This is a genomic window from Rhizobacter sp. P5_C2, from assembly GCF_054049715.1.
Window position 1 is genome coordinate 24,090 of sequence record NZ_JBFULV010000022.1, and the last position, 25,938, is coordinate 50,027.

At 70.3% G+C, this 25,938-nt stretch carries 25 protein-coding genes and 1 riboswitch; of the genes, 11 read left to right on the top strand and 14 right to left on the bottom strand.

Annotation, left to right across the window (positions count from 1 at the left end):
- Nucleotides 1-13: 13 nt before the first annotated feature.
- From ACXJLU_RS10435 to ACXJLU_RS10455, 5 genes are all read right to left on the bottom strand, one after another.
- The gene (locus tag ACXJLU_RS10435; RefSeq protein ID WP_457330532.1) at nt 14-847 is read right to left on the bottom strand and encodes an alpha/beta hydrolase; all 834 of its coding nucleotides are present in this window, start codon (nt 845-847) and stop codon (nt 14-16) included.
- 57 nt (nt 848-904) lie between these two features.
- Nucleotides 905-1,765 (bottom strand): alpha/beta fold hydrolase, encoded by an 861-nt coding sequence (locus tag ACXJLU_RS10440; protein WP_457330534.1) that lies wholly within the window; start codon nt 1,763-1,765, stop codon nt 905-907.
- 85 nt (nt 1,766-1,850) lie between these two features.
- Nucleotides 1,851-2,381, bottom strand: coding sequence for an SRPBCC family protein (locus ACXJLU_RS10445; protein WP_457330536.1), 531 nt, complete (start codon nt 2,379-2,381; stop codon nt 1,851-1,853).
- An 18-nt stretch (nt 2,382-2,399) separates the two neighbouring features.
- Complete coding sequence (locus tag ACXJLU_RS10450) at nt 2,400-3,428, bottom strand: MBL fold metallo-hydrolase (protein WP_457330538.1); 1,029 nt, start codon at nt 3,426-3,428, stop codon at nt 2,400-2,402.
- Nucleotides 3,429-3,448: 20 nt separating this feature from the next.
- Nucleotides 3,449-5,464: a ferritin-like domain-containing protein gene (locus tag ACXJLU_RS10455; protein ID WP_457330540.1), complete on the bottom strand. Its 2,016-nt coding sequence runs from the start codon at nt 5,462-5,464 to the stop codon at nt 3,449-3,451.
- 72 nt (nt 5,465-5,536) lie between these two features.
- On the opposite strand from ACXJLU_RS10455, the gene ACXJLU_RS10460 reads away from it, so the two are divergent.
- The 3 genes from ACXJLU_RS10460 (at nt 5,537) to ACXJLU_RS10470 (ending at nt 6,728) form a co-directional block, all read left to right on the top strand.
- Nucleotides 5,537-6,151: a DUF1993 domain-containing protein gene (locus ACXJLU_RS10460; protein ID WP_457330542.1), complete on the top strand. Its 615-nt coding sequence runs from the start codon at nt 5,537-5,539 to the stop codon at nt 6,149-6,151.
- 62 nt (nt 6,152-6,213) lie between these two features.
- Complete coding sequence (locus ACXJLU_RS10465; protein WP_457330544.1) at nt 6,214-6,438, top strand: addiction module protein; 225 nt, start codon at nt 6,214-6,216, stop codon at nt 6,436-6,438.
- Nucleotides 6,435-6,728 carry a type II toxin-antitoxin system RelE/ParE family toxin gene (locus tag ACXJLU_RS10470; RefSeq protein WP_457330546.1) on the top strand — a complete coding sequence of 98 codons (294 nt, stop codon included), beginning with the start codon at nt 6,435-6,437 and terminating at the stop codon, nt 6,726-6,728. The genes ACXJLU_RS10465 and ACXJLU_RS10470 overlap by 4 nt, the downstream gene beginning before the upstream one ends.
- Here the strand turns inward: ACXJLU_RS10470 and ACXJLU_RS10475 are convergent.
- From ACXJLU_RS10475 to ACXJLU_RS10485, 3 genes are read right to left on the bottom strand one after another with little or no spacing between them, the layout of a single operon-like run.
- Nucleotides 6,725-8,152: an efflux transporter outer membrane subunit gene (locus ACXJLU_RS10475; RefSeq protein ID WP_457330548.1), complete on the bottom strand. Its 1,428-nt coding sequence runs from the start codon at nt 8,150-8,152 to the stop codon at nt 6,725-6,727. The two genes, ACXJLU_RS10470 and ACXJLU_RS10475, sit on opposite strands and share 4 nt — an antisense overlap.
- Nucleotides 8,145-11,333: an efflux RND transporter permease subunit gene (locus ACXJLU_RS10480; RefSeq protein WP_457330550.1), complete on the bottom strand. Its 3,189-nt coding sequence runs from the start codon at nt 11,331-11,333 to the stop codon at nt 8,145-8,147. The genes ACXJLU_RS10475 and ACXJLU_RS10480 overlap by 8 nt, the downstream gene beginning before the upstream one ends.
- Nucleotides 11,334-11,373: 40 nt before the next feature.
- Nucleotides 11,374-12,648, bottom strand: a complete 1,275-nt coding sequence (locus tag ACXJLU_RS10485) for an efflux RND transporter periplasmic adaptor subunit (RefSeq protein WP_457330552.1) — start codon at nt 12,646-12,648, stop codon at nt 11,374-11,376.
- A gap of 223 nt (nt 12,649-12,871) precedes the next feature.
- Between ACXJLU_RS10485 and ACXJLU_RS10490 the strand changes: the two genes are divergently transcribed.
- Nucleotides 12,872-13,576 carry a TetR family transcriptional regulator gene (locus tag ACXJLU_RS10490; protein WP_457330554.1) on the top strand — a complete coding sequence of 235 codons (705 nt, stop codon included), beginning with the start codon at nt 12,872-12,874 and terminating at the stop codon, nt 13,574-13,576.
- On the opposite strand, the gene ACXJLU_RS10495 is transcribed toward ACXJLU_RS10490, so the two are convergent.
- Entirely contained in the window at nt 13,503-14,681 is a 1,179-nt protein-coding gene (locus ACXJLU_RS10495; RefSeq protein ID WP_457330556.1) for an MFS transporter, read from the bottom strand. The two genes, ACXJLU_RS10490 and ACXJLU_RS10495, sit on opposite strands and share 74 nt — an antisense overlap.
- Nucleotides 14,682-14,779: 98 nt before the next feature.
- Between ACXJLU_RS10495 and ACXJLU_RS10500 the strand changes: the two genes are divergently transcribed.
- Nucleotides 14,780-15,550 (top strand): DeoR/GlpR family DNA-binding transcription regulator, encoded by a 771-nt coding sequence (locus tag ACXJLU_RS10500; protein WP_457330559.1) that lies wholly within the window; start codon nt 14,780-14,782, stop codon nt 15,548-15,550.
- A 1-nt stretch (nt 15,551) separates the two neighbouring features.
- On the opposite strand, the gene ACXJLU_RS10505 is transcribed toward ACXJLU_RS10500, so the two are convergent.
- Nucleotides 15,552-16,514 (bottom strand): MBL fold metallo-hydrolase, encoded by a 963-nt coding sequence (locus ACXJLU_RS10505; protein WP_457330561.1) that lies wholly within the window; start codon nt 16,512-16,514, stop codon nt 15,552-15,554.
- Nucleotides 16,515-16,596: 82 nt separating this feature from the next.
- Nucleotides 16,597-17,190, bottom strand: coding sequence for a helix-turn-helix domain-containing protein (locus ACXJLU_RS10510; RefSeq protein ID WP_457330563.1), 594 nt, complete (start codon nt 17,188-17,190; stop codon nt 16,597-16,599).
- Nucleotides 17,191-17,321: 131 nt separating this feature from the next.
- On the opposite strand from ACXJLU_RS10510, the gene ACXJLU_RS10515 reads away from it, so the two are divergent.
- The 5 genes from ACXJLU_RS10515 (at nt 17,322) to ACXJLU_RS10535 (ending at nt 20,384) form a co-directional block, all read left to right on the top strand.
- Nucleotides 17,322-18,035, top strand: coding sequence for an SDR family NAD(P)-dependent oxidoreductase (locus ACXJLU_RS10515; RefSeq protein ID WP_457330565.1), 714 nt, complete (start codon nt 17,322-17,324; stop codon nt 18,033-18,035).
- Nucleotides 18,032-19,153 carry an S-adenosylmethionine:tRNA ribosyltransferase-isomerase gene (locus tag ACXJLU_RS10520; protein ID WP_457330567.1) on the top strand — a complete coding sequence of 374 codons (1,122 nt, stop codon included), beginning with the start codon at nt 18,032-18,034 and terminating at the stop codon, nt 19,151-19,153. The genes ACXJLU_RS10515 and ACXJLU_RS10520 overlap by 4 nt, the downstream gene beginning before the upstream one ends.
- Before the next feature lie 49 nt (nt 19,154-19,202).
- On the top strand, nt 19,203-19,790 hold the full coding sequence (locus ACXJLU_RS10525) for a chalcone isomerase family protein (RefSeq protein ID WP_457330569.1): 588 nt from the start codon (nt 19,203-19,205) through the stop codon (nt 19,788-19,790).
- A gap of 124 nt (nt 19,791-19,914) precedes the next feature.
- Nucleotides 19,915-20,190 (top strand): hypothetical protein, encoded by a 276-nt coding sequence (locus ACXJLU_RS10530; RefSeq protein WP_457330571.1) that lies wholly within the window; start codon nt 19,915-19,917, stop codon nt 20,188-20,190.
- A complete protein-coding gene (locus ACXJLU_RS10535) occupies nt 20,190-20,384 on the top strand; it encodes a hypothetical protein (protein ID WP_457330573.1) in 195 nt (64 codons plus the stop codon). The genes ACXJLU_RS10530 and ACXJLU_RS10535 overlap by 1 nt, the downstream gene beginning before the upstream one ends.
- 6 nt (nt 20,385-20,390) lie before the next feature.
- On the opposite strand, the gene metW is transcribed toward ACXJLU_RS10535, so the two are convergent.
- Together metW and metX are read right to left on the bottom strand one after the other, a co-directional pair.
- Entirely contained in the window at nt 20,391-20,975 is a 585-nt protein-coding gene (gene metW / locus ACXJLU_RS10540; protein WP_457330575.1) for a methionine biosynthesis protein MetW, read from the bottom strand.
- Nucleotides 20,972-22,120 carry a homoserine O-succinyltransferase MetX gene (gene metX, locus ACXJLU_RS10545; RefSeq protein ID WP_457330577.1) on the bottom strand — a complete coding sequence of 383 codons (1,149 nt, stop codon included), beginning with the start codon at nt 22,118-22,120 and terminating at the stop codon, nt 20,972-20,974. The genes metW and metX overlap by 4 nt, the downstream gene beginning before the upstream one ends.
- 46 nt (nt 22,121-22,166) lie before the next feature.
- Nucleotides 22,167-22,244, bottom strand: a riboswitch (SAM riboswitch).
- A 205-nt stretch (nt 22,245-22,449) separates the two neighbouring features.
- Between metX and ACXJLU_RS10550 the strand changes: the two genes are divergently transcribed.
- Nucleotides 22,450-24,234 carry a pectate lyase gene (locus tag ACXJLU_RS10550; RefSeq protein ID WP_457330579.1) on the top strand — a complete coding sequence of 595 codons (1,785 nt, stop codon included), beginning with the start codon at nt 22,450-22,452 and terminating at the stop codon, nt 24,232-24,234.
- On the opposite strand, the gene ACXJLU_RS10555 is transcribed toward ACXJLU_RS10550, so the two are convergent.
- Nucleotides 24,220-25,923 (bottom strand): VanW family protein, encoded by a 1,704-nt coding sequence (locus tag ACXJLU_RS10555; RefSeq protein ID WP_457330581.1) that lies wholly within the window; start codon nt 25,921-25,923, stop codon nt 24,220-24,222. The genes ACXJLU_RS10550 and ACXJLU_RS10555 overlap by 15 nt on opposite strands.
- Nucleotides 25,924-25,938: the final 15 nt, after the last annotated feature.

Here is a 25,938-nt window from a genome sequence, read left to right on the forward strand (position 1 = left end):
ACGCGCGCGCCGGTCAGGCCACGGCGAAGCGGCGCAATCCGGCCTGCAGCGCGGCGAACACCTCGGCCCGCTCGGGTTCGTTGAAGATCTCGTGGAACAGCGGCGTGAATTCCTGTGCGGTGACGACTGCCTGCGGTGCTGCCGCGGCGAAGGCCTGGCTGCCGGCTGGCGCGACGCAGCGGTCGCTGCCGGCGTACAGCAGCAGCGTCGGCACGGACCATGCGGCCGCGCGGGCGCGCACCCACTCGCCGCCGTCGACGATGAAGCGCACCAGCCGCGGCGTCACGCGGTCGTGCACCAGCGGGTCGGCGACGTAGGCCGCGACGACCGCCGGGTCGCGCGAGATCCAGGCCGGCTTCAGCCCGTTGCCGACCGCGAGCGACGGCGCGATCGGGCCGAGCAGCGCGAGCAGCAGCTTCTGCGCGCCGTTCATGCCGGGGTCGAGCGCGGGCGACGACATCACCAGGCCGTCGACCGGGCGCCACCACGGCGCCTTGGTGTCGGCGGCGAAGCGCGAGACGACCAGCCCGCCCATGCTGTGGCCGAGCAGCACCAATGGTCCGCGGTGCGCGGTGCGGGCCGCATCGATCACGTGCGACAGGTCGTCCATCAGGTCGTGCGCGGTGGCGAGCTGCCCGCGGCCGCCCTCGCTGCGGCCGTGGCCGCGCTGGTCGTACGCCAGCACATGCCAGCCCCAGCCGTTCAGGTGCGCGATCACATGGGCGTAGCGGCCCGCATGCTCGCCCAGCCCGTGCACCAGCACGACGACGCCGTGCGCCGCGGTGCCGGCCGGGTGGTGCGAGAGGTGCAGCTTCAGGCCGTCGGTGGTGTGCAGCGAGGTGTCCATGGCCAGCGAGTTTAGGCAGTGCCCGCATCGCCGGCCATCGGGCTTGTCATGATCGACTCAGGCGGCTTGCGGTTGCAGGTCGAGCCTGGAAGCAGCCACCGGGTCGAGGTGGGTCGCCATCCAGCGCACGACCGTTGCCGCGTGCGTGATCGGCCCCAGGTGGCCGGCGCCGGCCAGCTCGCAGCGCTGCGCCTGCGGCAGCGCGTCGGCCAGCAACTCGACGATGCGTCGCGCCGGCGCGCGGGTGCGCTCGCCGTGGATCAGCAGCAGCGGCATCGCGAGGCGCGACAGCACCTGCGGGCCCCAGGTGGCCGAGAACAGCGCGTCGAAGTGATGGGGCACCACCGGCATGCGCGCTGCGATGGCCTCGCGGCGCGCCGGGCTCAGGCCGTCCCAGGCCGCGTCACCGCCCCAGTAGGTCGTGAAGGCGCACGCCGCAGCCAGCGCATCACCCTGCTCGAGCAGCCGGGCGACTCGCGACGCGATCTCGCGCACCTCGGCGAGCGACGGATCCTGCGGCGCCATGCGGCGGATGATGCCGACCGCGACCGGCTCGTACAGCGTCAGCGAGCGCACCCACTGAGGGTGGCGCAGCGCGATCTGCAGCGCGACCGCCGCGCCGTACGAATGGCCGACCAGGTGGATGCCGCGGCGCACCAGCCCCCAGGCCGGCTGCATGAGCTGGGTGACCGCGTTCGCATCGACGTGCAGCGTGTTCAACGTGGCCGATGGCCAGGCCGGGCTGCGGCCATGGCCGTGCAGGTCGGGCGCGACGACCTGCCAGCGCTCGCTCAGCGCGTCGGCGAGGCCGTTCCATTGCGCATGCGTGCCGGTCGACGAGTGCAGGCACAGCACGACCGGGCCGTCGCCCTGGGAATGGGCGGCCAGGCGACCGGGGTGGGGGAGGGGCGCTTTCATGACTTCTCCAGCGGATCGGAGGCGTCAGGATGCGGGTCCCGTGTATCGACGCCGTGTCACCCACCGGCGCCAATTGATTCAATGGTTACGCCTTCTCCGCCGCCGCCTTCAGGTTCGCGAGCCCGGCCTCGAAATCGCGCCCGATCAGCGTGTCCATGCTCAGGAACATGCCCATCAGCTTCGACACGTACGGCGTCGGTCCGTGCATCACCCAGTGCACCAGCGTCGCGTCGTCCTGCGGCTTCAGCGTGAACTCGGCGATGTTGTGGCCTTCGAACGGCTTGATGAAATCGAGCTTGATCGAGAGCGCCGAGGCCGGCGTGCTCTGCATGATCTCCATGCGGCCCTGGCCCACCTTCGCGTTGCCGCGCCATTCGTAGACCGCGCCGACACCACGCGCCGCACCGCTGTGCGTGCGCACCATCGCGGGGTCGAGCTTCTCCCACGGCGACCACTCGGGCCAGCGGTGGAAATCATCGAGCAGCGGGAAGATGCGGTCGGGCGGGGCCTTGATCGCGAGCGAGCGCTCGACGCGGAAGGTGCCGGGCCGCGTCGTCGCGAACAGCAGCACCGCAGCGATCAACAGCACGACGACGAGGGCGATGGTCATCCACATGGCGTGTCCTCCGCAGGTTCAGCCGGATCCACCCGGCGTGGGCCGGCGAGGCGGGAATTGTCGCGTCTCGCCGATCGCGAGCACGAAGAATTCATCGTCTGGCAGCGCCTGCAGCCGGCGCTGCTCGGCGAGCGCGTGCGGCGGGTCGTCGAGCGCCTCGTCGGACAGCTGGAAGGTGCCCCAGTGCACGCCGAGCGAGCGCTTGGCGCGCAGGTCGCGGTGGATGCGGATCGCCTCCTCGACGTCGACGTGCTGCGGCGCCATGAACCAGCGCGGCTCGTAGGCGCCGATCGGCAGCAGCGCGATGTCGAAGCCGCCGCCGTTCGCCGCCGACTGCCGCTCGGCGAAGCGCGCCTGGATGTCGATGAAGTCGCGCGAGTAGGCGGTGTCGCCGGCGTAGAACAGGTGGCAGTCGGGCGCGAACACCGCGAAGCCGCCCCACAGCGTCTTCATGCGGTCGGCGAGGCCGCGGCCCGACCAGTGCTGGGCCGGCACCAGCGTCACCTCGACCGGGCCGGACGGCGATGGCACGCTGTGCGAGGTCCACCAGTCGAGCTCGACCGCGTTCGCGATGCCGCGCTCGGCCAGCCAGGCCTTCACGCCGAGCGGCACGATGAACAGCGGCGGGCCACCCGGCTGGCGTTGCAGCGCGTCGACCGACGCGCCGTCGAGGTGGTCGTAGTGGTTGTGCGAGGCCAGCACGAGGTCGATGTGCGGCAGGTCGTTCAGCGCGACGCCGGGCGGCAGGTGCCGCCTCGGGCCGGCGAACGACACCGGCGACGCGCGCTCGGAGAAGACCGGGTCGGTCAACAGCGTCAAGCCGCCGAGCTGGGCCAGCACCGTCGCATGGCCGATCCAGGTGACGGCGGGCCGCATCGCCGCACCGGCGCGCGCATTGCCCTGCACGAACGCGAGGTCCGGCGCCACGCACGGGATCGGCCCGCGCGGTGGCCGCGGCACGCCGTTGCGGTGGGCAGCCCAGCGCCAGCGCAGCACGTCGGCCAGGCTCTTCGGTTCGAAGCCCGCGTAGTTGTTCTGGAACGCCACTGTGCGGTCGTCCGCGGTCGTCAGACGCCGTCGGCGACGAAGCCGACCACCGCGTGCGAGTTGTCGCAGAACGGCTTGTTCTGCGACTGGCCGCAGCGGCACAGCCGCGTGCTGGTCAGCCGGTCGACGGTGCGGCCGGTGCCGGCGCACAGCTCCAGGTTGCCGCTGACTTCGAGCGGCCCGTTGCGCAGCGGGTCGACGCGCAGCGCACCGCCGCGCAGCGCGAGGGGTTGCGATTCGCGCGTCGCGGGCTCGCCGGACGCCTTGAAGCCGGCCGCGTTGTGCGAGCCGTCGCAGTAGGGCTTGTTGGCCGATTGCCCGCAGCGGCACAGCGTGGCGCGCAGGCGGGAACCGCCGTTGGGCTGCACGGCCGACAGCTGCATGTCGGCATGGAAGGCCAGCGGCCCGTTCTCGCGCAGGCGGGCTACGTTGACCAGCGGCGGCGCCTCGTCGGGGCCGCCATCGAGGCGCTGGTAGGTGATCGCGCCCGACGGGCAGCTGTGCGCGACGATCGCGATGCGCTCGGGCGTCGCCTGGTCGGGGTACAGCCAGTCGCCCGGCGTGTTGGCGAGGAACACCGCGGGCTCGCCGAGCACGCAGTGGCGCGAATGGATGCAGCGCTGCGTGTCGAAGCGCAGCAGCACGTCGCGGCCGCGGGCTTCGTCGGGTGGCTTCGGGGTGGGGCGGGCAGCCGCCGGTGCGACCGGTGTTGCCGCGACGGGGGCCGGGGTGACCGGTGTCGGGGCGACCGGCGCTGCGGCCTGGCCGGTGATCACCGGCCAATGCCGGTCATGGTCGGCCGACCAGTAGTTCGAGAAGCGCCGCATCGCCTGCGCGTGCCGCGCGAGCGATGGCAGCGCGCCGGGTTGGGCGGCCAGGGTCTCCAGCCGGTCGGCGACGCAGCCGCAGCGCTCGGCGAGCACCAGCGTCGCGGTCTCGACCGACAGGTAGGTCAGCACGGTGCGCGATGCGGTGAAGGTCATCCCGGCGTTGACGCCCGGGTGCTTGTCGCTGGCCGGCATCGCCGACAGCGCGCTGCCCATGTCGCCGAGCATGTGCATCAGCGCGAGGGTCTGGTCGGCCATCTCGCGGCGGCGCGCGGTGGCGGTCTCGGAGCGAGGCGTCACGTCGGCGAGCGCCGACAGCAGGCGCAGCATCAGCTCGTAGCAGACGTTGGCGACGTCCAGCAGCGCGGCGGCCGGCTCGGCGGTGACGTGCACCCGCAGCCCGGCGACCACCGGGTTGCGCATCACCGGGTTGCGCGCCGCGGGCCGGGCCGGCTCGAACGCCGGGCGGCGCGCCTTCAGGCCCTGCCATTCGCTGCGGATCGCGCAGAAGCGCGCGTAGTGCGAGCCGCTCTTGTTCTCGCGCGAGCCCTCGCCCTGGTGCACGATGAACTCGACGGCCTGGCGCGCCTCGGCCAGCGTGCCGACGGTCATCAACCCGGGCAGCCGGAAATCCTGCAGGGCCAGCTGTGCTGCGCGCGGCCCGATGAACACCTTCGCCTCGCCGCTGTGCTGCACCAGCAGCTCGCAGCTCTCGGCGATCGATTCGTACAGCTCGCCGACGGTGGTGTAGTCGTCCGGCAACATCGACAGCCGGCCGGCGACGGCCCGGCGGTGGTAGCTGGTCTTCTCGTAGTGGCGGCCGTCGCGCTCGGCGACATCGGCCGGCCGCTCGAGGTAGACGAAGTGGTCGAGCGTGGCTTCGTCGAAGGGCGCGAGTTCGACCGCGATGTCGGCCGGGAACAGCCCGGGCGCGATCGGGAAGTTGAAGCGCCGGTAGTGCGGCCGGGCGCCGATCGCCACCGCGATGTTGTTGGCCAGCACCAGGTGCAGCATCTCGTCGGTGGCGATCGCGATGATCTCGCGCCGCCAGCGCTGCACGGCGGCGAGTTCGTCGGGTTCGAGCCCCTCGTCGGCGTTCTGCTTCAGCGAGAACGCCGCATAGAGGTAGGTGCACATCAGGCAATGCTCGATCTCGGCGGCTTCGGCGAGCATGCCCACGAGCTGGGCGCGGTGGGAGGCGGGGGTCATGGCCGGCAGCATGCCGGGGAGGGCGGCGCGATGCAAGGGCTGCAGGTGCATTGCGGCTGCTAGGCTTGCGCGATGAACCCACCCATGCTGTGGCAGGCCTCGGTGCCTGTCTTCCTGCGCTACCTGGAGCGGCTGCGCGGTTGGCTCGATCTGACGCAGAGCCGCCTGCCGGCGGCGGACGCCGAAGCCCTGCTCGGTGCGCGGATCGCCGACGACATGAACCCGTTCGCGACGCAGGTCGTCATCGCGGCGAACTTCGCGTTGCGCGCCTGCCACCCGCTCGCCGGGTTGCCGGTGCCGCCGGCGGGTGCGCCCGAGCCTGGCTTCGACGGGCTGCGTGCGGTGATCGACCGCGTGTCAACGATGCTGCGCGAGCTGCCGCCCGCGGCCTTCGAGAGCGCTGCGCGGCGCATGCTGGAGAGCCAGGCGGGTGATGCGCTGGTGCGCCTGCCGGCCGATGAGTTCCTGCAGCACTACGCGCTGCCGAACTTCTTCTTCCACCTGACGACTGCGTACGCGATCCTGCGCAGCCGGGGCGTGCCGATCGGCAAGGCGGATTTCGATGGCTTGCATGCCTATCCGCCGGCTGGCGGCGATGGCGTCGGGTCGGCCGAGGAGCGCCGCGCGGCGCTACCAGGCCACCGCGATCAAGGAAGGGGATGGAGCGCGCATGGCTCTCGTTCGTGAGCCCGTTGCCGCCAACTGTGGCAAGCTTTGCCGCTCACCGTCATTCGCCGCGGAGATTCGTCATGCCAACCCGCATTGAAGTACTGGAAGCAGAAGTCTTGTCGCTGTCGCCGGATGACCGGTCACGCTTGCTCGAGCGGCTGATTGCCAGCCTCGACGCCGATCCGGACATTCAGGAATCCTGGGTCGAAGAGGCCCAGCGTCGTGAAGCCGAGGTCGCCAACGGCACGGTCGGCTTTGTGGCCGGCGACGAGGTCGTGGCCCGTCTGAGGGCCAGTCTGCGGTGAGCTATGTCGTTTTGCCGGCTGCCGAGCAGGAGTTGGCAAGCGCCCTGGAGTTCTACAGGCAGCGAGGCGGTCGAGCGTTGGCCGAGGCGTTCGTCGCCGAGTTCGAACGCCTTGCCAGGCTGCTTGTCTCGAACCCCCTTCTCGGCACACCGGCGGCGAAAGGGCTTCGCATCCATCCCCTGCGCCGCTTTCCGTATTCGATCGTGTACCGAGCCACATCCGAGCGAATCGAAGTGCTCGTGGTAGGACATCACCATCGACGACCTCGCTACTGGCGGGGTCGGGCCTAGTTCGCCGCTGCCGCGTCCTTCCACCCACCCCCCAGCGCCTTGTACAGCGTCACCAGGTTCTGCGCCTGCTGCGCCTGCACCYGCACCACCGCCTGCTGCGCGGCGAACAGCGAGCGCTGCGCATCCAGCACGTCGAGGTAGCTGGCCGCGCCGTTGCGGTAGCGCAGGTCGGCCAGCCGGTAGCGTGCCTGCTCGGCATCGGCCTGCGCGCGCTGCGCACGCGCCTGCTCGCCGAGCGTCGCGCGGCCGGCCAGCGAATCGGAGACCTCGCGGAACGCGGTCTGGATCGCCTTCTCGTACTGCGCCAGCGCGATCTCGCGGCCGACCTTCACGCTGTCGAGGTTGGCCTTGTTGCGGCCCGCATCGAAGATCGGCAGCGTCGCCTGCGGCTGAAAGCTCCAGCCGAACGAGCCGCTCTTGAACAGGCCTGACAGGTCGCTGCTCACCGAGCCGACCAGCCCCGTCAGCGTGATGCGCGGGAAGAACGCCGCACGCGCCGCGCCGATGTTGGCGTTGGCCGCGATCAGCTGCTGCTCGGCCGCGCGCACGTCGGGCCGGCGGTTCAGCAGGTCCGACGGCAGCCCTGCGGGTACCTCCGGCAGCACCTGGTCGGCCACCAGCGACACGCCGGCCGGCAGGTCTTCCGGCAGCGCCTGCCCGAGCAGCAGCACCAATGCGTTCTCGTCCAGCATGCGCTGGCGCGTCAGCTGCGCGAGCGACACGCGGGCCGCCTCCAGCAGCGATTCGGCCTGCCGCAGGTCGAGTTCCGAACTCGCGCCGTTGTCGAACTTCAGCCGCGTGAGCTTCTGCGAATCCTCGCGCGTCTTCAGCGTCTGCTTCGTCACGTCGAGCAGTTCGTCGTCGGCCAGCAGGTTGAAGTACGCATTCGCGACCGACGCGATCAGGCTGATCTGCACCGCCTTGCGCGTCTCTTCGGTCGCCAGGTATTGCGCGAGTGCTGCCTGGCTCAGGCTGCGCACCCGGCCGAACAGGTCGAGTTCATACGACGAGACCGCGAGGCCCACGCTGTAGGTGCTGGTGATGGTGTCGGGCCCGGCGGTCTGGCGCAGGCCGCTCGCGGCCGCGTTGACCGTCGGCCATTCGTCGGCGCGCTTGATCTGGTAGGCCGCGCGCACCTGCTCGATGTTGAGCACCGCGACGCGCAGGTCGCGGTTGTTCTTCAGCGAGAGGTCGATCAGCCGCTTCAGGCGCTCGTCGGCGAAGTAGCTCTGCCATTCGATGTCGCTCGCCTTCGGGCCGGGGCGCGCGGTGGTCGCCTCGCCGGCGAACGAGCCGGGCACCGGCGCCGGCGGGCGCTCGTAGGTCGGGATCATCGTGCAGCCGGCCGCGAGCAGCGCGCTCGCGACCAGGGCCAGGGCAGGGGCCGGGCCGCGCAGCAGCCGGGTGCTTCGGAAATCACTCATGGGAACCATCCTTCGCCGGGGCGGCCGCCGGCGCTGCGGGTGCCGGGCTGCCATTCAATTCGTGGGCGTACATGCGGCGCTGCCGCTCGCTGCCCTTGAAGATGCGGCGCACGACGACGAAGAACACCGGCACGAAGAACACCGCCAGCAGCGTCGCGGTGAACATGCCGCCCATCACGCCGGTGCCGATCGCGCGCTGGCTCGCCGAGCCCGCGCCCGAGGCCACCACCAACGGCAGCACGCCGAGGATGAAGGCCATCGAGGTCATCAGGATCGGGCGGAAGCGCAGGTGCGCCGCCTCCAGCACCGATTCGACGACGCCCTTGCCCTGCGCATGCAGGTCTTTCGCGAACTCGATGATCAGCACCGCGTTCTTCGCGCTCAGCCCGATCACCGTGATCAGGCCGACCTTGAAGTAGATGTCGTTCTCGAGGCCGCGGAAGGTCGCCGCCAGCACGACACCCAGCACGCCGAGCGGCACCACCAGGATCACCGACAGCGGGATCGACCAGCTCTCGTACAGCGCCGCGAGGCACAGGAACACCGCCAGCAGCGAGAAGCCGAGCAGGATGAACGCGGTCGAGCCCGACAGCTTCTCCTCGCGCGACTGGCCGGTCCATTCGAATGCGAAGCCCGGAGGCAGCTGCCCCGCGAGCCGCTCCATCTCGGCCATTGCCTCGCCGGTGCTGCGGCCGGGCGCGGCATCGCCCGCCAGCCGCATCGTCGGGTAGCCGTTGTAGCGGATGGTCTGCACCGGGCCGCTGATCCAGCGCGTCGTCGCGAAGGCGGCCAGCGGCACCGGCTGGCCCTTCGTGTTCAGCGCGTTCAGGCGCAGCAGGTCTTCCGGCTGCATCCGCGCCGGCGCATCCGCCTGCACCACCACGCGCTGCAGCCGGCCGGCGTTCGGGAAGTCGTTGACGTAGGCCGAGCCGAGCGCGGTCGAGATGGTCGCGTTGATCGAATCGAAGCCGACGCCCAGCGCGTTCGCCTTGTCGCGGTCGATGTCGATCTGCAGCTGCGACGCGTCTTCGAGGCCGTCGGGGCGCACGCCCGCGACGATCTTGCTCTGGCCCGTGAGACCCAGCAGCTGGTTGCGCGCCGCGAGCAACGCCGCGTGGCCGTTGCCGCCGCGGTCCTGCAGCCGGAACGCGAAGCCCGACGCATTGCCCAGTTCGGGGATCGGCGGCGGGCTGAGCGGAAAGATGAACGCATCGCGCACGCCCATCAGCGCGCCGAACGCGCGGCCGGCCACCGCTTGCGCCTTGTGCTCGGCGCCCTTGCGCTCGTCCCAGTCTTTCAGCGTGACGAACGCGAGGCCGGCATTCTGGCCCTGGCCCGAGAAGCTGAAGCCCAGCACGCCGACCATGCTCTGCACTTCCGGCTGCTTCAGGATGTAGCCCTCGACCTGCTGCATCACCTCGACCGTGCGGTTCACGGTGGCGCCCGGCGGCAGCTGCACGTTGACGATGATGTAGCCCTGGTCTTCGGCCGGCAGGAACGAACCCGGCAAGCGCGCGAAGAAGAAGCCCACCGCCGCGATGATCGCGACGTAGATGATCAGGAAGCGGCCGGCGCGCTTGAGGATCTTCGCGACCCAGCCTTCGTAGCCCTTCGCGGTGCGCGCGAAGCCGCGGTTGAACCAGCCGAAGAAGCCGGTCTTCTCGTGGTGGTGGCCGGCCTCGACCGGCTTCAGCAGCGTCGCGCACAGCGCCGGTGTGAGCGACAGCGCCATGAAGGCCGACAGCGCGATCGACGCCACCATCACCGCCGAGAACTGGCGGTAGATGTTGCCGATCGAGCCGGCGAAGAACGCGAGCGGCACGAACACCGAGATCAGCACCACCGTCACGCCGATGATCGCGCCGGAGATCTGGTCCATCGCCTTGCGGGTGGCCTCGCGTGGCGACAGCCCCTCCTCGCTCATGATGCGCTCGACGTTCTCGACCACGACGATCGCATCGTCCACCACGATGCCGATCACCAGCACCATGCCGAACATCGTCAGCACGTTGATCGAGAAGCCGAGCCCGAGCAGCGCGCCGAACGTGCCCAGCAGCGCGATCGGCACGACCAGCGTCGGGATCACCGTGTAGCGCCAGTTCTGCAGGAACAGGTACATCACGACGAACACCAGCGCGACCGCCTCGAGCAGCGTCTCCACCACCTGCGAGATCGAGATCTTGACGAAGCGCGAGCTGTCGTACGGCACGCTGTACTTGACGCCCTGCGGGAAGTAGCGCGACAGCTCGTCCATGCGCTTGCGCACCGCGGTGGCGGTGGCCAGTGCATTGCCGCTCGGCGAGAGCTGCACGCCGATGCCGGTCGACGGCTTGCCGTTCAGGCGCGCCGAGGTGGCGTAGGTCTGCGCGCCGAGCTCGATGCGGGCCACGTCTTTCAGGCGCACCGTGGAGCCGTCGGCGTTCGCGCGCAGCACGATGTTGCCGAACTGCTCGACATTGCTCAGCTGGCCGTTGACGACGACGGTCGCGAAGATCGACTGGCCCGGCAGGTTCGGCAGGTCGCCGATGGTGCCGGACGAGACCTGCGCGTTCTGCGTGCGGATCGCGGTGGCGACGTCGGTGGCCGACAGGTTGAAGCCGACCAGCTTGGCCGGGTCGATCCAGACGCGCATCGCGCGCTCGGTGCCGAACAGCTGGGCCTGGCCGACGCCGGGGATGCGCTGGATCTCGGGCAGCACGGTGCGCGACGCGTAGTCGCCGAGCGCGATCGGGTCGTAGGCCGGGTTGTCGGATGACAGGATCGTGAACAGCAGGAAGTTCGAACGCGCCTTGTCGACGCGCACGCCCTGCTGCGTGACGGCCGACGGCAGGCGCGGCGCGGCGCGGCTCAGCCGGTTCTGCACGTCGACCTGCGCGAGGTCGGGGCTGGTGCCCGGCTCGAAGCTGAGCGTGATCGAGCCGGTGCCGTTGGCCTGGCTGACCGACTCCATGTAGAGCAGGCCGGGCGAGCCGTTCATTTCCTGCTCGATGACGCTGATCACGCTGTCTTCGAGCGTCTGCGCCGAGGCACCGGGGTAGGTGGCCGACACGACGATGGAAGGCGGTGCGACCGGCGGGTACTGCGAGATCGGCAGCTGCGTGATCGCCACGCCGCCGAGCACGATGATGAACAGCGCGATCACCCACGCGAAGATGGGGCGATCGATGAAGAACTTGGCCATGGAGGAAGGCTCGCTGGTTCTGTCTTTTGGGTAGTCGGGCTCAGTTGCCCGAGGCAGCGGAAGCGGGCGCGGAGGCAGCCGCGGCCGACGCCGCACGCGGCTGCCACGGCACCGGCTTCACCGGGCCGGGGCCGCGCAGCTTCTGGAAGCCGTCGACCATCACCTGCTCGCCGGGTTTCAGGCCGTCGGTGACGAGCCACTGGCCGTCCTGCGCGGCCGAGCCGATCTTGATCGGGCGCGGCGAGACCTTGCCGTCGGCACCGACCACCATCACGGTGTCGCCCTGGTTGGTGCGGGTGACCGCCTGCTGCGGCAGCGCGATCGCGCCGTCGACCTGCGCCTGCTCGAGCCGCACGCGCACGTACATGCCGGGCAGCAGCAGGCCGTCGGCGTTCGGCACCTCGGCGCGCAGCGTGATCTGGCCCGAGGTGGCGTCGACCGTCAGGTCGGAGAACAGCAGCCGGCCCGGCTTCGCGTACTCGGTGCCGTCTTCCAGCACGATGCGCACGATCGCGGCATCGTCGGCGCCGGCGCGCTTCAGCTTGCCGGCCTCGAGGGCCTTGCGCAGCTTCAGCGTTTCGGTGGTCGATTGCGTGAAGTTCACGTACATCGGGTTGATCTGCTGCACCACGGCCAGCTGGGTCGCCTCGCCCTGGCCGACCAGCGCGCCTTCGGTGACCAGCGCGCGGCCGATGCGCCCGGCGATCGGCGACGTGACCGATGCGTAGCCGAGGTTGATCTGCGAGGTCTGCAGCGCGGCGCGGGCCGACGCGACATCTGCCTCGGCGGATTTCTGCGCCGCGACCGCGTTGACGAAGTCCTGCTTGCTGATCGCGTTGGCCTCGATCAGCGGCTTGTAGCGCTCGGCCTGCGCGGTGGCCTGCGTCAGGTTGGCCTGGGCGCGCGCGAGCGAGGCCTGGGCGCTCTGCTGGTTCGCGACGTAGGGCGCGGAATCGATCTGGAACAAGGCCTGGCCGGACTTCACGTCGCTGCCTTCGCGGAACAGCCGCTTCTGCAGGATGCCGGCCGCGCGGGCCCGCACCTGCGCGACACGCGAGGCCTCGAGCCGGCCCGGCAGCTCGGTCACCAGGCCGACCTCGCGCGGCGCGACCGTCACGACCCCCACCTCGGGCGGCGGTGGGGCACCGGCGCCACCCGGGGCGGCACCGCCACCGGCCGCGCCGTCCTTGGCGCCGCAGGCCACCAGCATCGCGACGACGACCGCCAGCGGCAGCACCTTGAGGGCGCGCTGCGCGCCTCGGGCCGTGGAAACAACAGCAGCACTTTCCGCCGCGACGTTCTTCAACGCAGACATGCAAATCCCTTCCGGATGCTGCGCCCGCCGCGGGCGCCTGATGAGCTGGGGGAAAGCCGACAAGGCCAAAGGCCGGGTGGAAGACCCGGCTGGACTTGTCGACGATGCGGGTTAGTATACATACACGATTGAATGTAAACCTCCCATTTACCTTACCTACAAGGTAGCGGCAGTGCTCTTACCGAGTGCTTACCGGCACCGATCACCGAGGAGTCGCCACGCGATGGCGCGACGAACGAAAGAAGAGGCCCTGGCCACCCGCAGCCACATCCTGGACACCGCCGAGCTGGTGTTCCAGGAGCGTGGCGTGTCGCGAACGTCGCTCAACGACATCGCGCTGGCGGCCGGGCTGACCCGCGGCGCCATCTACTGGCACTTCAAGGACAAGGGCGACCTCTTCAACGCGATGATGCTGCGCGTGACCTTGCCGATGGAGCAGATGGTTCACGCGAGCGACGACCCGCAGTTGGACGCGCCAGTGGATCACATTCTGGAAAGCTTTGTCGATGCCCTGCGCAAGACGGTGCACGATCCGCAGGTGCGCCGGGTGTTCGACATCGCCTCCCACAAGGTCGAGTACGTCGACGAACTCGACAAGGTGTGGGAGCGGCACCGCCAGGCGCACAACGAGATGCTGGAGCGCGTCGAGAGCGCGCTGAAGCGGGCGGTGCAGCGCCACCAGATCGTGCTGCGCACGCCGGCGCGCACGGTGGCGATCGGCCTGCATGCGCTGATCGACGGGCTGATCCGCACCTGGCTGCTGGAGCCGGATTCGTTCGACCTGGTGCGGGTCGGCCGGCAGGTGCTGGAGGGCTACCTGGTGGGCATGGCGCCGGCGCCCGCGGTGCCGATGGTCACGCCCGTGCCGGGTTCGTCGCCGGCGCCGGCCGGGGTTCGTCGAGGTGGTGGGCGAGCAGCGCGATCGTAGCGGCCAGCCCGGCCAGCACCAGCAGCGCGAAGCGCAGGCTCGTCAGTTGCGCGAGCCAGCCGATCAGCGGCGGCCCGAGCAGGAAGCCGCCGTAGCCGAGCGTCGCCATCGCCGCGATGCCCTGGCCCGGGCCGCGCCGGGCCCGCCGTGCGGCGGTGCCGAAGACCAGCGGTGCGATGGTGGCGACGCCGAGCCCGACGGCGACGAAGGCCGCGAGCGTCAGCCCCGCGTTCTGCGTCAGCAGCGCGGCGGCGAACAGCAGCGCGGCCACCGCATTGCCGGCCCGCAGCAGGGTGGCGGCGCGCCACACCGCCATCAGCCGGTCGCCGGCCAGGCGCAGCGCCATCATTGCGCAGGCGAACGCGGCGTAGCCGAAGGCGCCGAGCGCGGCGCTCAGGCCGAGGCCGTCCTTCACGTAGACCGCGCTCCAGTCGGCCATGCCGCCTTCGATCAGGAAGGCGCAGAACACGATCGCGCCGAGGCCGCCCATGCCCGGCTCGGGCAGCGCGAAATGCGGCGCCGGCTCGGCCGGCTTCGGCGGCGTGGCCTGCAGCCAGCGCATCGTGACCAGCAGCACCAACGCGAGCACCGCCGCGACCGCGCCGATGTGCAGCCCGGGCGCAATGCCGTGGTGCGCCATCGTGCCGCCGAGGGCCGCGCCGCACAGGCCGCCGGCGCTCCACAGCCCGTGCAGGCCCGACATGATCGGCTTGCCGCGGCGCGACTCGACCTCGACCGCCAGCGCGTTCATCGCGACGTCCATCGCGCCGTTGGCCGCGCCGAGCAGGAACAGCGTGAACGCCAGCGGCAGCAGCGAGCCGACCAGCACCGGGTGCGGCAGCAGGAAGCAGTAGACGAAGCCGGTCGCGAGCGTCAGCCCGCGCGCGCCGAGCTGGCCGATGCCGCGGCCCGCGAGCTGGAACGAGACCAGCGCGCCGGCCCCCATCGCCAGCAGCGCCATGCCGAGCTGGCCTTCGCTCAGGCTCAGCGCGTCGCGCACCGCGGGGATGCGCGAGACCCAGCTCGCGAAGCCGGCGCCGTTGGCGAAGAACACGGCGGCCATCGCGAGGTGCTCGGCACGCGAGGCGGTGGGAGAGGAAGACATGGCGGCTCCGAAAGCATGAACGTGCTTGAGCGAAATCGATCAAGTTCGAGCATATTAGAGCAGTCGACCGGGCCGGGCAAGCTAGAATTCGCGCCACGATGGTCCGCAAGACACCTGCCCCTCCCTGGTTCGGCGAAGAACGCCGGGCCCGCACGCTGAAGCTGCTGCAGGAGAAGGGGCGCGTCGAGGTGCTCGACCTTGCTCGAATGATGGGCGTCTCCGAGCACACGATCCGCCGCGACCTGCTCGACCTGCAAGCGCAGGGCGCGCTGCACAAGACGCATGGCGGGGCGGTGTCGCTGGACACGGCACGGCTCGATTTCGCGGGGCGCGCCGATGTGATGGCGGATGCGAAGCAGGCGATCGGCCGCGCCGGCGCGGCGCTGATCGAGCCGGGGCAGACGGTGATCATCGATGCCGGCTCGACCTCGCTGAGCCTGGCACGCGCGCTGACGGCGCGGCCGGTCACGGTGATCACGAACTCGCTCGACGTCGCGGCGCTGTTCGACCGCGACCCCGGGGTGCAGCTGGTGCTGACCGGTGGCACCTGGCACACGCAGGCGCGTGCGCTGTGGGGGCCGGCGGCGCGCGAGATGCTGCAGCAGTGCCGGGCCGACTGGGCGGTGCCGGGCGCGTGCTCGGTCGACCTGCGCATGGGCATCACCGTCACCGACGAGGCCGACGCGGCGACCAAGCGCGCGATGATCGGTGCCGCGGCCCGCACGATGGTGCTGGCCGATCACTCGAAGCAGAACAACGTGTCGCCGTTCGCCGTCGGGCAGTGGGGCGAGGTGCACACGCTGGTCAGCGACCGCGCCTGGCCCGAGGTCGAAGCGCTGGGGGTGCGGGTGCGCGTGGCACCCGAATGACTTACCGGATCTGCTGGTAGTCCACCGGCACCCAGATGTAGCCGCGCCCTTCGGCACGGATGTGCCCGATGCCCGGGAACGGCAGGTGCGCACCCGCCACCAGGAAGCCGCCCTTGGCTGCATCGGCGTACGCCTTCTTGCGCTGGATCGCGGCCGACTTCGAATCGCTGTCGAACGAGATCGTGACCTGCGGCTGCGCGAACTGCACCGCGGCGACGTGCATCAGGTCGCCCCACAGCACCAGCTTTTGCCCCTTGGACTCGACCGCGTAGATCGAGTGGCCCGGCGTGTGGCCGCGCGCGGCGAACGAGCGCACGCCCGGCACCAGCTCGGCCTCGCCGTCGAAGGGCTTGAACTTGCCGGCGGCGACGTACGGGTTCAGCGAGGCCATCGCGCCCTGGAAAAAGCCTTGCACCTCCTTCGGGGCTTTCTCCATCGTGGCCTGGCTCAGCCAGAAGTCGGCGTCATGCTGGTCGGCCCGCACGATGGCGTTCGGGAACGCCGGCTTGCCATCGGCCAGCAGTCCGCCGACGTGGTCCGGGTGCATGTGGGTGATGTAGACCTCATCGACCTGCTCGGGCTGGTAGCCGGAGGCCTTCAGGTTGGCCAGCAGGTTGCCGGCCGTCGGGCCGAACAGGCCGGCGGCGCCGGTGTCGACCAGCACCAGCTTGCTGCCGGTGTTGATCAGGTAGCCGTTGACCGAGGTCTGCACGGTGTCCTTCTGGAAACCCTTGTCGAGCAGCTTGCCGACGTCCTTCTGTGTCGTGTTGGTCAGCAGCTGCTTGGGCTGCAGGTCGAGAGTGCCGTCGAACAGCGCGGTCACCTCGATGTCGCCGAGCATCATCCGGTAGTAGCCGGGCGCCTGCGTCTTGAGCTGCGGCGCGCCGGCCTGTGCGGCGGTGGCGAGGACCAGCGAGCCGACCAGCGCGGCCAGGCCGTTGCGAATCCAGGGCGTGAATGTCATTCGAATTTCTCCTCGGGTGCGGAAGTGCGGGCGCAAGCATAGGGGCGAGGTGCTTTCCCCACAGCGCAGAGGGGCAGCGTTCCTACACACCCGCCTTGGCGAGCACCACCAGTGAAATGCCGCGCGCAGGTTCGAGTGCATCGGCGTTCTGGTACGAGTGCGGCAGGTTGCCCGGAAAGGCCAGCACCTCGCCCTCGGCCAGCGTGTAGCGCTCGCCAGCCACCATCAGGTTGACGCGGCCGTCCAGGCAGGTGAAGAACTCGCGCGTACCGGGCAGGTGCGGCGTGCCGCCCATCACCGCGCCGGGCTCGAAGTCCATCACCTCCATCATCTCGTCCGGTACCGATTCGGGCACCAGCACGCGCAGCATGACGCCGCGGCCCTTGCCGGCCGGGCGGCTGCGCAGCGCGACCTCGTCAGCCGCCCAGTGGCGCACCATCGCACGCGGCGACGCCAGCAGCTCGTCGATCGGCACGCCGAGCGCGCCGGCCACCTTCACCAGCACCGACAGCGACGGGTTGCCGTCGCCGGACTCCAGCGTCGCGATCGTCGAGCGCGGCAGTGCGGCCGATTTCGCGAGGCCGTCCTGCGTCAGGCCGCGCGTGTGGCGCAGGCTGACGAGGTTGCGGGCCAGGTGGCTGGCGGTGGCGCTGGACGGGGCTTCAGGCTCGCTCATGAGGGCCGCATTGTGACCACATGGCGCGGCCGTGACGACGGAACGGACGCTTCGCCAACGGATCGGTCCGCGCGCTGGGCGGTGTGCGTGAGGCTGCCTATCGTGAGGCCATCACTTTACGGAGTCTCCTCATGAACACCCTTCGAGACGATCCACTGGCCGGACTGCGCGTGGCCATCACCGGCGGCACCTCGGGCCTCGGCCTCGCGCTGGTGCAGGCACTGTCGGCCCGCGGCGCGCGCGTCGCGTTCATCGCCCGCGATGCGGCGCGCGTGCGGCGGGTCGCGCAGGACCTGCCCGGCACGCACGGCATCGCCGGCGACATCGCGCGCCGGGACGACATCCACCCGATCGCGCTGCAGGTCAACACCGCACTCGGCGGGCTGGACGTGCTGATCAACAACGCGTCCAGCCTGGGCCCGGTGCCGCTCGCGCTGCTCGCCGACACCGAGTGCGAGGACCTGGAGGCCGCGCTCGCGACGAATGTGCTCGGGCCGTTCCGCCTCGGCAGGGCGCTGCTCGGCGCGCTGGCCGCGTCGGCGCGCGGCGGGGCGCAGGCACTGGTGCTCAACGTCAGCAGCGATGCTGCTGTCACGCCCTACCCCGGCTGGGGTGCCTACGGGGCCAGCAAGGCGGCGCTGCACCACCTGAGCCGCATCTGGGATGCCGAGTTGCGCGAGCACGGCGTGCGCGTGTTCTCGGTCGACCCGGGCGACATGGACACGCCGCTGCATGCGCTGGCCGTGCCCGATGCCGACCCGGCGACGCTGAAGCGCCCGGCGGATGCGGCGCGGACCATCGTCGCGTTGATCGCCAACACCGTCGCCCACGCGGAGGCCGCATGAAGGCCGCCGCGCTGCCGACCCAGCGCCCGCGCGACGCCCGCCTGCTGGTGATCGACCGGCATGGCGAGCTGCACCATGCCGAGCGCTCGCACCTCGCCCACTGGCTGCGCCCTGGCGACCTGCTGGTGGCCAACGACGCGGCGACGCTGCCGGCCAGCCTGCACGGCACGCACTTGCGCACCGGCGAGCCGATCGAGGTGCGGCTGGCCGGACGGGCCTCGCTGCGGGTCGATGCGGTGCACGCATTCACCGCGATCGTCTTCGGTGCCGGCGATTTCCACACCCGCACCGAAGACCGCCCCGCGCCGCCGCCGTTGTGCGCGGGCGACCGGCTGCAGCTCGGCCCGCTGCAGGCGACGGTCGCGCGCCTGCTCGACCACCCGCGCCTGATCGAGCTGCGCTTCGACGGCGATGCCGACGCGATCTGGGCCGGCATCGCCCGCCACGGCCGGCCGATCCAGTACGCCCATGTGCCGCAGCCGCTCGCGCTGTGGGATGTGTGGACGCGCGTGGCGACGCTGCCGGTCGCGTTCGAGCCACCGTCGGCCGGTTTCGTGCTCGACTGGCAGATGCTGCATGCGCTGCGCGAGCGCGCGATCGGCTTCGCGACGCTGACGCATGCGGCCGGCCTGTCGTCGACCGGCGATGCCGCCCTCGATGCGCGGCTGCCGTTCGACGAGCCCTACCACCTGCCGGCGTCGACGGTGCAGGCTATCGCCGACACCCGGCGCAGCGGCGGGCGCATCGTCGCGCTTGGCACCACCGTCACGCGGGCGCTCGAGCATGCGGCGCAGGCCGGGCCGCTGCGCGCCGGCGAGGGCCTCGCGACCCAGCGGCTCGGGCCGTCCAGCCGGCTGCAGGTGGTCGACGCGATCGTCAGCGGCACGCACGAGCCGGGCAGCAGCCACCATGCGCTGTTGCAGGCCTTCGTCGATGCTGCGGTGCTGCGCCGCGCCGATGCGGCGCTGGCCGCTCGCGACTACCGCACGCACGAGTTCGGCGATTCGGTGTTGATCGAAAACGCGCGCAGTCCCCAAAGATCACCGCGCCAGGGTTCACGAACGATCGTGCGATCCATCGACCAGCCCGGGTTCGCCGGCTTGTTGCGGCCGGCATAAGCCCGAATAATCGGCGCCATCCAACAATCAGATGGTCCCGAGGAGACGCATGACCCCGATTCGCACCCCCTTCGCCGCCTTGATGCTCGGGCTGGCCTTGATCGCCGGGGCCGCCCAGGCTGCGTCGACGACGACCAAGTTCGAGCCGCTGCTCCAGGTGCAGGGCACGCCGCTGCTGCTGAACGGCGCGGGCACGCGCTTCAAGGCCATCTTCAAGGTCTACGACCTGGGGCTGTACACCAGCAAGAAGGTCGGCACGCCGGAAGAACTGCTGGCGCTGGGCGGCCCGAAGCGGCTGCAGTTCACCGCGCTGCGCGACCTGCCGGGCACCGACCTCGGCCGGCTGTTCATCAAGGGCATGTCGGAGAACTCGCCGAAGGAGATGGTGCAGAAGCACACGCTGTCGGCGACCCGGCTGATCGAGATCTTCTCGGGCCGCTCGAAGATGGCCGCAGGCGAGACCTTCGCGATGGAGTTCATGCCGGGCAAGGGCACCACGTTCTACATCATGGGCCAGCCGCAGGGCGAGCCGGTGGGCGATGCCGAGTTCTTCGCGATGGTGCTGAAGATCTGGGTTGGCGACGCGCCGGCCGACCACCTGCTGAAGGCGGCGCTGCTGGGGCGCGACAAGGAGTAGCGAACAAGGCGAGCGCAGGGGGCATCCGGCTCCGCGCTTGCCAGCCGCGGCGGGATCATGTACATATCATGTCCATCCCCTGAACCCGCTGGAGCGTACCGTGTCCGGAGCCGTTGAACGCATCGTGGTGCAAGCCACCTCCCAGGAAAAGAAGGCGATTGCCGCGAAGGCCGAGCGGCTCGGCCTGCCGATCTCTGAACTGATGCGCCGCGGTGCCGCGGCCTACGAATCCGTCGAAGGCGAGGCCGATCTGCAGGCGTTGGCCGAAGCGGCCAAAAACGCTGCCGACCGCGCGGCCGCATCGATCGACGATGCGCTCGACTTCATCGCCGCCAGCAACAAGCGCATCGCCGCGATGGAAGCCAAGGCTGCCCGCACCCCGGCGCGCAAAGCCGCCTGATGGGGATCACGGACAAGGTCTGGAGTGCGTTCACCTCCGTCATCAAGCTCGAGGACAAGGTCAACCGCCAGTCCGAGGCGATGAAATCTCAGCAGCAGAAGATCGAAGACCTGACCGGCCGCGTGATCCGGCTCGAGGCGCAGCTCGAACTGCTGACCGGCGTTGCGCTGCTCAAACGACTGAAGAGCGACTGAGGCGCTTCAGGTTTTTTCGAACTTGAACACCGCGACGCTCGCGGTCAGGTTCGGCCGGCGCCGGCGCACCGCACCATTCTGGATGCCGAACGAATCGAGGATCTGCAGGCCGCTCTTGCGCGCCAGCACCTCGAAATCCGCATACGTGCCGACGCGGATGTTCGGCGTGTCGTACCACTCGTAGGGCAGCGCCTTCGTGACCGGCATGCGCCCGCTCGCGATGCGCAGCCGGTTCGCCCAGTGCGCGAAGTTCGGGAAGCTGACGATGCCCACGCGGCCCACCCGCGCCGTCTCGAGCAGCATGCGCTCGGTGTTGCGCAGGTGCTGCAGCGTGTCGAGCTGCAGCACGACGTCGAAGCTGCGGTCCTCGAACATCGAGAGGCCTTCCTCGAGGTTCAGCTGGATCACGTTGACGCCGCGCTGCGTGCACGACAGCACGTTGGCGTCGGAGATCTCGATGCCGTAGCCGCTGCACCGGCGGTGGTCGCGCAGGTGGGCGAGCAGCTCGCCGTTGCCGCAGCCCAGGTCGAGCACGCGCGAGCCGATCGGCACCATCTCGGCGATGAGTTCGATGTCCTTGCGATCACTCATGCCGGGGCTCCCACGGCCGCGAACTCTTTCGCGATGTTGTCGAAGCGCGCGCGCAGCACCCCGTGGTAACGCGCGTCGTCGAGCAGGAAGGCGTCGTGCCCGTGCGGCGCGTCGATCTCGGCGTAGCTCACGTCGAAGCGGTTGTCGAGCAGTGCCCGCACGATCTCGCGCGAGCGCTCCGGCGCGAAGCGCCAGTCGGTCGTGAAGCTCACCAGCTGGAACTTGCAGCGCGCGCCGGCGAAGGCCGCGCTCAGGTCGCCGCTGTGCTCGCGCGCCGGGTCGAAGTAGTCGAGCGCGCGCGTGATCAGCAGGTAGGTGTTGGCGTCGAAGTACTCACTGAACTTGTCGCCCTGGTGGCGCAGGTAGCTCTCGATCTCGAACTCGATGTCCTGCGTGCTGTAGCCGGGCGCGCCGCTCTTCAGGCCGCGGCCGAACTTGGCCTCCATCGCGTCGTCGCTCAGGTAGGTGATGTGGCCGATCATCCGCGCCACCCGCAGCCCGCGCTTGGGCACCACGTGGTAGCCGTAGTAGTGGCCGCCGTGGAACTCGGGGTCGGTGACGATGGCGCGCCGCGCCACTTCGTTGAACGCGATGTTCTGCGCCGACAGGTTCGGCGCGGTCGCCACCGCGATGCAGTGGCGCAGCCGATCCGGGTGGCGCAGCGACCAGCTCAGCGCCTGCATGCCGCCCAGGCTGCCGCCGAGCACCGCGGCCAGCTGGGCGATGCCCAGGCGATCGAGCAGGCGGGCCTGCGCGTCGACCCAGTCTTCCACCGTGACCACCGGAAAATCGGCGCCGTAGACGCGGCCAGTCGCCGGGTCGACATGCATCGGCCCGGTCGAGCCGAAGCAGGAGCCGAGGTTGTTGATGCCGATCACGAAGAAGCGGTCGGTGTCGAGCGGCTTGCCCGGGCCGACCAGGTTGTCCCACCAGCCTTCGCTGCGCGGTTCGCCCGCCAGCGTGCCGGCGACATGGTGCGACGCGTTCAGCGCATGGCACACCAGCACCGCGTTGCTGCGCTCGGCGTTCAGCGTGCCGTAGGTCTCGTAGACGAGCGTGTAGTCGCTCAGTTTCGCGCCGCTGCGCAGCGGCAGCGCTTCGGTGAACTGCATCACCTGCGGTTTGACATCACCCACGGAACTCATGTGGACACACACCCCGAAAAGAAAACCGGCGTCGCCAAGAATCGAGACACCGGTGGGTGCGTCCTTTCTTTAGCTGGTTTTTTAAAGCGCCCGCAAGCCGGAACAAATCAGCGCTGGCGGCAAGTATAGGACGCCAGGGCGTTTCGCCCCGGTTGCGGTGAACCGGATCACGTCGTCGTATCTCTTGAATGTGAGTCGGCCGGGTGGTGTCAATTTGCGTGCAATCTGACAGGGATTGCCCCAGCAAGTCGTCGATTCTTGAGTTGTACGATGACTGATGACACACGATGAAATCGTTTGTCATTTCACAACATCAGGAGGCAGACAACATGCAACGACGCAGCTTTCTCGGGGCCGCACTGAGCCCCATCGCCCTGGCCGCCTGCGGTGGCGGCGATGACGACACCCCGGCGCCGCCGGCCCCGCCCACCGCGCAAGGCACCGCGATCGACGCGATGAAACGCGCGGTGGCCTACATGGACGAAGAGGTCTCCTACCGCGGCGGCTACGTGTGGTCGTACTCACCCGACCTGACGCAGACCTTCGGCGAGATGGAGGCCAAGCGCACGATGTGCTGGATCCAGCCGCCCGGCACGCCGTCGGTCGGCAACGTCTTCCTCGACGCGTACCACGCGACCGGCGACGAGCGCTTCTACCAGGCCGCCGAGCGCACCGCGCTCGCGGTCGTCGCGGCCCAGCACGCCTCGGGCGGCTGGAACTACATCCACGACTTCGCCGGTGAAGAATCGCTGAAGCACTGGTACGAGACCATCGGCAAGAACGGCTGGCGCCTCGAGGAATTCCAGAACTACTACGGCAACGCCACCTTCGACGATGCCGGCACCGCGGTGGCCTCGCAGCTGATGCTGCGCATGTGGCTCGAGAAGAAGGACGCGCGCTTCGAAGCGCCGCTGAATCGTGCAATCGATTTCATACGTCAGGCCCAGTTCGGCGCCGAGCTCGGCATCGCCAACGGCGGCTGGCCGCAGCGCTTCCCTCACTACGCCGGCTCGAAGGCGAGCATGCCGCAGCCGAACCCCGAGCAGATCCCGGCCGGCGCGCACGCCGGCATGGAGGACGGCGACTACACGCTGCACGTCACCTTCAACGACGACGTGATGGGCGAGAACATCAAGTTCCTGACGATGTGCGTGCTGGCGCTGGGCCGCACCGACCTGCTGGACAACATCACCCGCGCGATGGAGTGCATGCGCGCGATGCAGCAGCCCGGGCCGCAGGCCGGCTGGAGCCTGCAGCACCTGTCGCGCGAGACGAACGGCCGCCCGGCGGGCGCCGCCGCGGGGGCGCGCACCTACGAGCCGCGCTCGCTGGCGACGCACACCACGCAGACCAACATCCAGCAGCTGTTCCACTACTTCACGCTGACCGGCGACCGCAAGTTCCTCGCGCGCATCCCCGAAGCCATCGCGTGGCTGAAGACGGTGCCGCTGCCGGCCGACGCGATCCAGCGCAACGCGCTGCTCAGCGGCCGCACGCACGCCACCTTCATCGAGCTCGACAGCAACGAGTCGCTGTACGTGCACCGCTACGGCTCGAACATCCACAACGGCGCCTACTTCGCCGACAAGGACCTGACGAACACGCTGAGCCACTACTCGGCCGGCCGCTCGGTCGACCTCGCCGGGTTGCAGAAGCGCTACGACGATCTGAGCGGGATGAGCGATGCGGCGGTGGCCGAGCTGGTGGCGCGCTCGCCGCTGAAGGCGACGCAGCCGACGGCGCTGCCGAAGTTCTTCGGCATCCGCGAGGTCGATTTCCCCGACCTGTTCAGCGGCGCGAAGATGACGACGCCGGTGGTGCCGCAGACCGAGGTCGACACGCTGGTCGCCGACCTCGGCACGAAGAACTACTGGACGGCGCCGGTGCCCGAGGTGGTGAACCCCTACCGCGGCGACGGGCCCGCGGCGCCGTACACCGGCACGGCCTACCGCAGCAAGCACGTGGGCGACATCTACGACACCTCGCCGTACCCGGCCGACAACCCGCCGGACATCGCGCCCTACGTGAAGCGCGACAAGCCGCAGTTCATCGTGACGGCGGACGTGATCCGGCGCCTCGGGCGGTTGATCGCGTTCGTGTCACCGGTGGTCTGAGGCGGCCGTCTCGTAGAGGGCCAGCGTCAGCGCGAGCGTGTCGCCGGCCAGCACCAGGCGCAGGCCCGGTGTGCGGGGATCCAACCCGCACGCCGGCGTTGCGATGACCGGCAGGCCGCGCGYGAGGCCCTGAAGCAGCCAGCGCGGCGCATGCTCGACATGCGCCGGCAGCACCACGGCACCGACGCCGCGCCACGGGTCCTCCGCATCGAGAGGCACCTGTTCGATGCCATGCCAGAAGCCGGGCGACTCGCTGGCGCGGCCGAGCACGGCCAGCGGCAGCCCGAGCGCCCGGCAGGCCTCGCGCAGTTCCGGTGCGCCCTTGCGCGCCAGCGACGAGGCCGGAAACAGCAGCGTTCCGCCGCGCGCCGAAGGCGCTGCCGCGGGTCGGTCCCAGTCGAGAATGCCCACCTGATGGAGGCCGCGAGTCCGCAACCAGCGGGCGACCGCATGGTGCGGCGTCAGCACGCGAACCGCGCCACGCAGCGCCTTCCACTCGGCATCGACGCGCCAGTCCGGCGCACGGTACTCGCGCAGGCCGGCCGCGGTCGGTTCGCCGGCCTGGCCGTCCAGCTGCTGATGCAGCATGCGCAGCGGCGACCGGGTCATCATCACCGTCACGCGGCGCCCGCCGAGCGCGCCGCGGCGCTGCAGCTCGGCCAGCGCATCGACCGGAACGACCAGTTCGTCGGCCTCGATCGGCACCCGCGCGAGCCAGGCCGAGGCACGCGCATCGTCGGCGGCGATCAGGTGATGCTGGCGCCGGGCCGGCCGATGGCGGCAGGCACGCGCCGCGAGCCGATGCCAGCGCTCGGTCAGGCCGGCGGGCGACATCGCGCGACCGCGGATGCCGCGAGCGGCGAGCCAGGTGTCGAACTCCGGCCAGCCGGCCACCGGCATCACGGCGACCCGTTCACCGACGGGGCGCGACCCCACGCGGCGCAGGCAATCCGCTTGCGCGCAGTCCAGGCAGTCGTGCGCCGGCGGCCGGCGGCCGAGCTCGATCGGAACGGGCCGTGCCGAGCGCGCCGGCGGCGATGCACCGCGCAGCCGGACGATCAAGCGCTCGCCGTCGAGCCGCGCCTCGACGACGACACGCTGCGGCAGCGCGAAGCGCAGGTCGAGGTAGTTCCAGAACACCGTCGCGTCGCGCCGTGCCTCGGCCTGCGAGCCCGGCACGGCACGCGAATGCGGATGGCGCTCGACGATCCGCGCCCCGGCATCGAGCGCCACGGCATACAGCGCATTCGACAGCTGGCACAGGCCGCCGCCGATGCTCGCGATCAGGCACCCCTCGCGCAACTCCCGGCCGGGGACGAAGCCGCGGCGACGGGTCGGGGCGCCGATCGCATGCCAGAAGCTGAAGACTTCGCCGGGTTGCACGACGAGTCCGTCGAGCCGCGAGGCGGCCGTCCGCAGGTTGTGGACCTTGCCGGCGGTCAGCGGCCATTCGTGCGGCGCGTGCTGCGTCCACAACGGCGTGATGCACTCGGCACGCACCGGGTCCTGCGATGTCGATCGGGTGGTCGCGAAGCGGGTGCCGTTCCATCGGTCGACCAGGTCGCGACCGCGGCGCATCCAGCGCAGGCCCTCGGCACGCCACGCGAAGTCGAGGGCCTGAAGGCGCGAGGTCCACCAGCCTGACGCGGCCGGCACCGAGGGAGCGGGGAGGGGCGAGATGTCGTGCATGCCGGCGAATGTGCC

Bases quoted from the DNA above. Each gene is read 5' to 3' on its own strand.
- ACXJLU_RS10485 (WP_457330552.1), bottom strand. From the start codon at position 12,648: ATGTCTGCGTTGAAGAACGTCGCGGCGGAAAGTGCTGCTGTTGTTTCC.
- metX (WP_457330577.1), bottom strand. From the start codon at position 22,120: ATGAGTTCCGTGGGTGATGTCAAACCGCAGGTGATGCAGTTCACCGAA.
- ACXJLU_RS10505 (WP_457330561.1), bottom strand. From the start codon at position 16,514: ATGACATTCACGCCCTGGATTCGCAACGGCCTGGCCGCGCTGGTCGGC.
- ACXJLU_RS10455 (WP_457330540.1), bottom strand. From the start codon at position 5,464: ATGACCCCCGCCTCCCACCGCGCCCAGCTCGTGGGCATGCTCGCCGAA.
- ACXJLU_RS10465 (WP_457330544.1), top strand. From the start codon at position 6,214: ATGCCAACCCGCATTGAAGTACTGGAAGCAGAAGTCTTGTCGCTGTCG.
- ACXJLU_RS10550 (WP_457330579.1), top strand. From the start codon at position 22,450: ATGCAACGACGCAGCTTTCTCGGGGCCGCACTGAGCCCCATCGCCCTG.
- ACXJLU_RS10435 (WP_457330532.1), bottom strand. From the start codon at position 847: ATGGACACCTCGCTGCACACCACCGACGGCCTGAAGCTGCACCTCTCG.
- ACXJLU_RS10500 (WP_457330559.1), top strand. From the start codon at position 14,780: ATGGTCCGCAAGACACCTGCCCCTCCCTGGTTCGGCGAAGAACGCCGG.
- ACXJLU_RS10525 (WP_457330569.1), top strand. From the start codon at position 19,203: ATGACCCCGATTCGCACCCCCTTCGCCGCCTTGATGCTCGGGCTGGCC.
- metW (WP_457330575.1), bottom strand. From the start codon at position 20,975: ATGAGTGATCGCAAGGACATCGAACTCATCGCCGAGATGGTGCCGATC.
- ACXJLU_RS10490 (WP_457330554.1), top strand. From the start codon at position 12,872: ATGGCGCGACGAACGAAAGAAGAGGCCCTGGCCACCCGCAGCCACATC.
- ACXJLU_RS10495 (WP_457330556.1), bottom strand. From the start codon at position 14,681: ATGTCTTCCTCTCCCACCGCCTCGCGTGCCGAGCACCTCGCGATGGCC.
- ACXJLU_RS10460 (WP_457330542.1), top strand. From the start codon at position 5,537: ATGAACCCACCCATGCTGTGGCAGGCCTCGGTGCCTGTCTTCCTGCGC.
- ACXJLU_RS10445 (WP_457330536.1), bottom strand. From the start codon at position 2,381: ATGTGGATGACCATCGCCCTCGTCGTCGTGCTGTTGATCGCTGCGGTG.
- ACXJLU_RS10480 (WP_457330550.1), bottom strand. From the start codon at position 11,333: ATGGCCAAGTTCTTCATCGATCGCCCCATCTTCGCGTGGGTGATCGCG.
- ACXJLU_RS10510 (WP_457330563.1), bottom strand. From the start codon at position 17,190: ATGAGCGAGCCTGAAGCCCCGTCCAGCGCCACCGCCAGCCACCTGGCC.
- ACXJLU_RS10440 (WP_457330534.1), bottom strand. From the start codon at position 1,765: ATGAAAGCGCCCCTCCCCCACCCCGGTCGCCTGGCCGCCCATTCCCAG.
- ACXJLU_RS10535 (WP_457330573.1), top strand. From the start codon at position 20,190: ATGGGGATCACGGACAAGGTCTGGAGTGCGTTCACCTCCGTCATCAAG.
- ACXJLU_RS10515 (WP_457330565.1), top strand. From the start codon at position 17,322: ATGAACACCCTTCGAGACGATCCACTGGCCGGACTGCGCGTGGCCATC.
- ACXJLU_RS10520 (WP_457330567.1), top strand. From the start codon at position 18,032: ATGAAGGCCGCCGCGCTGCCGACCCAGCGCCCGCGCGACGCCCGCCTG.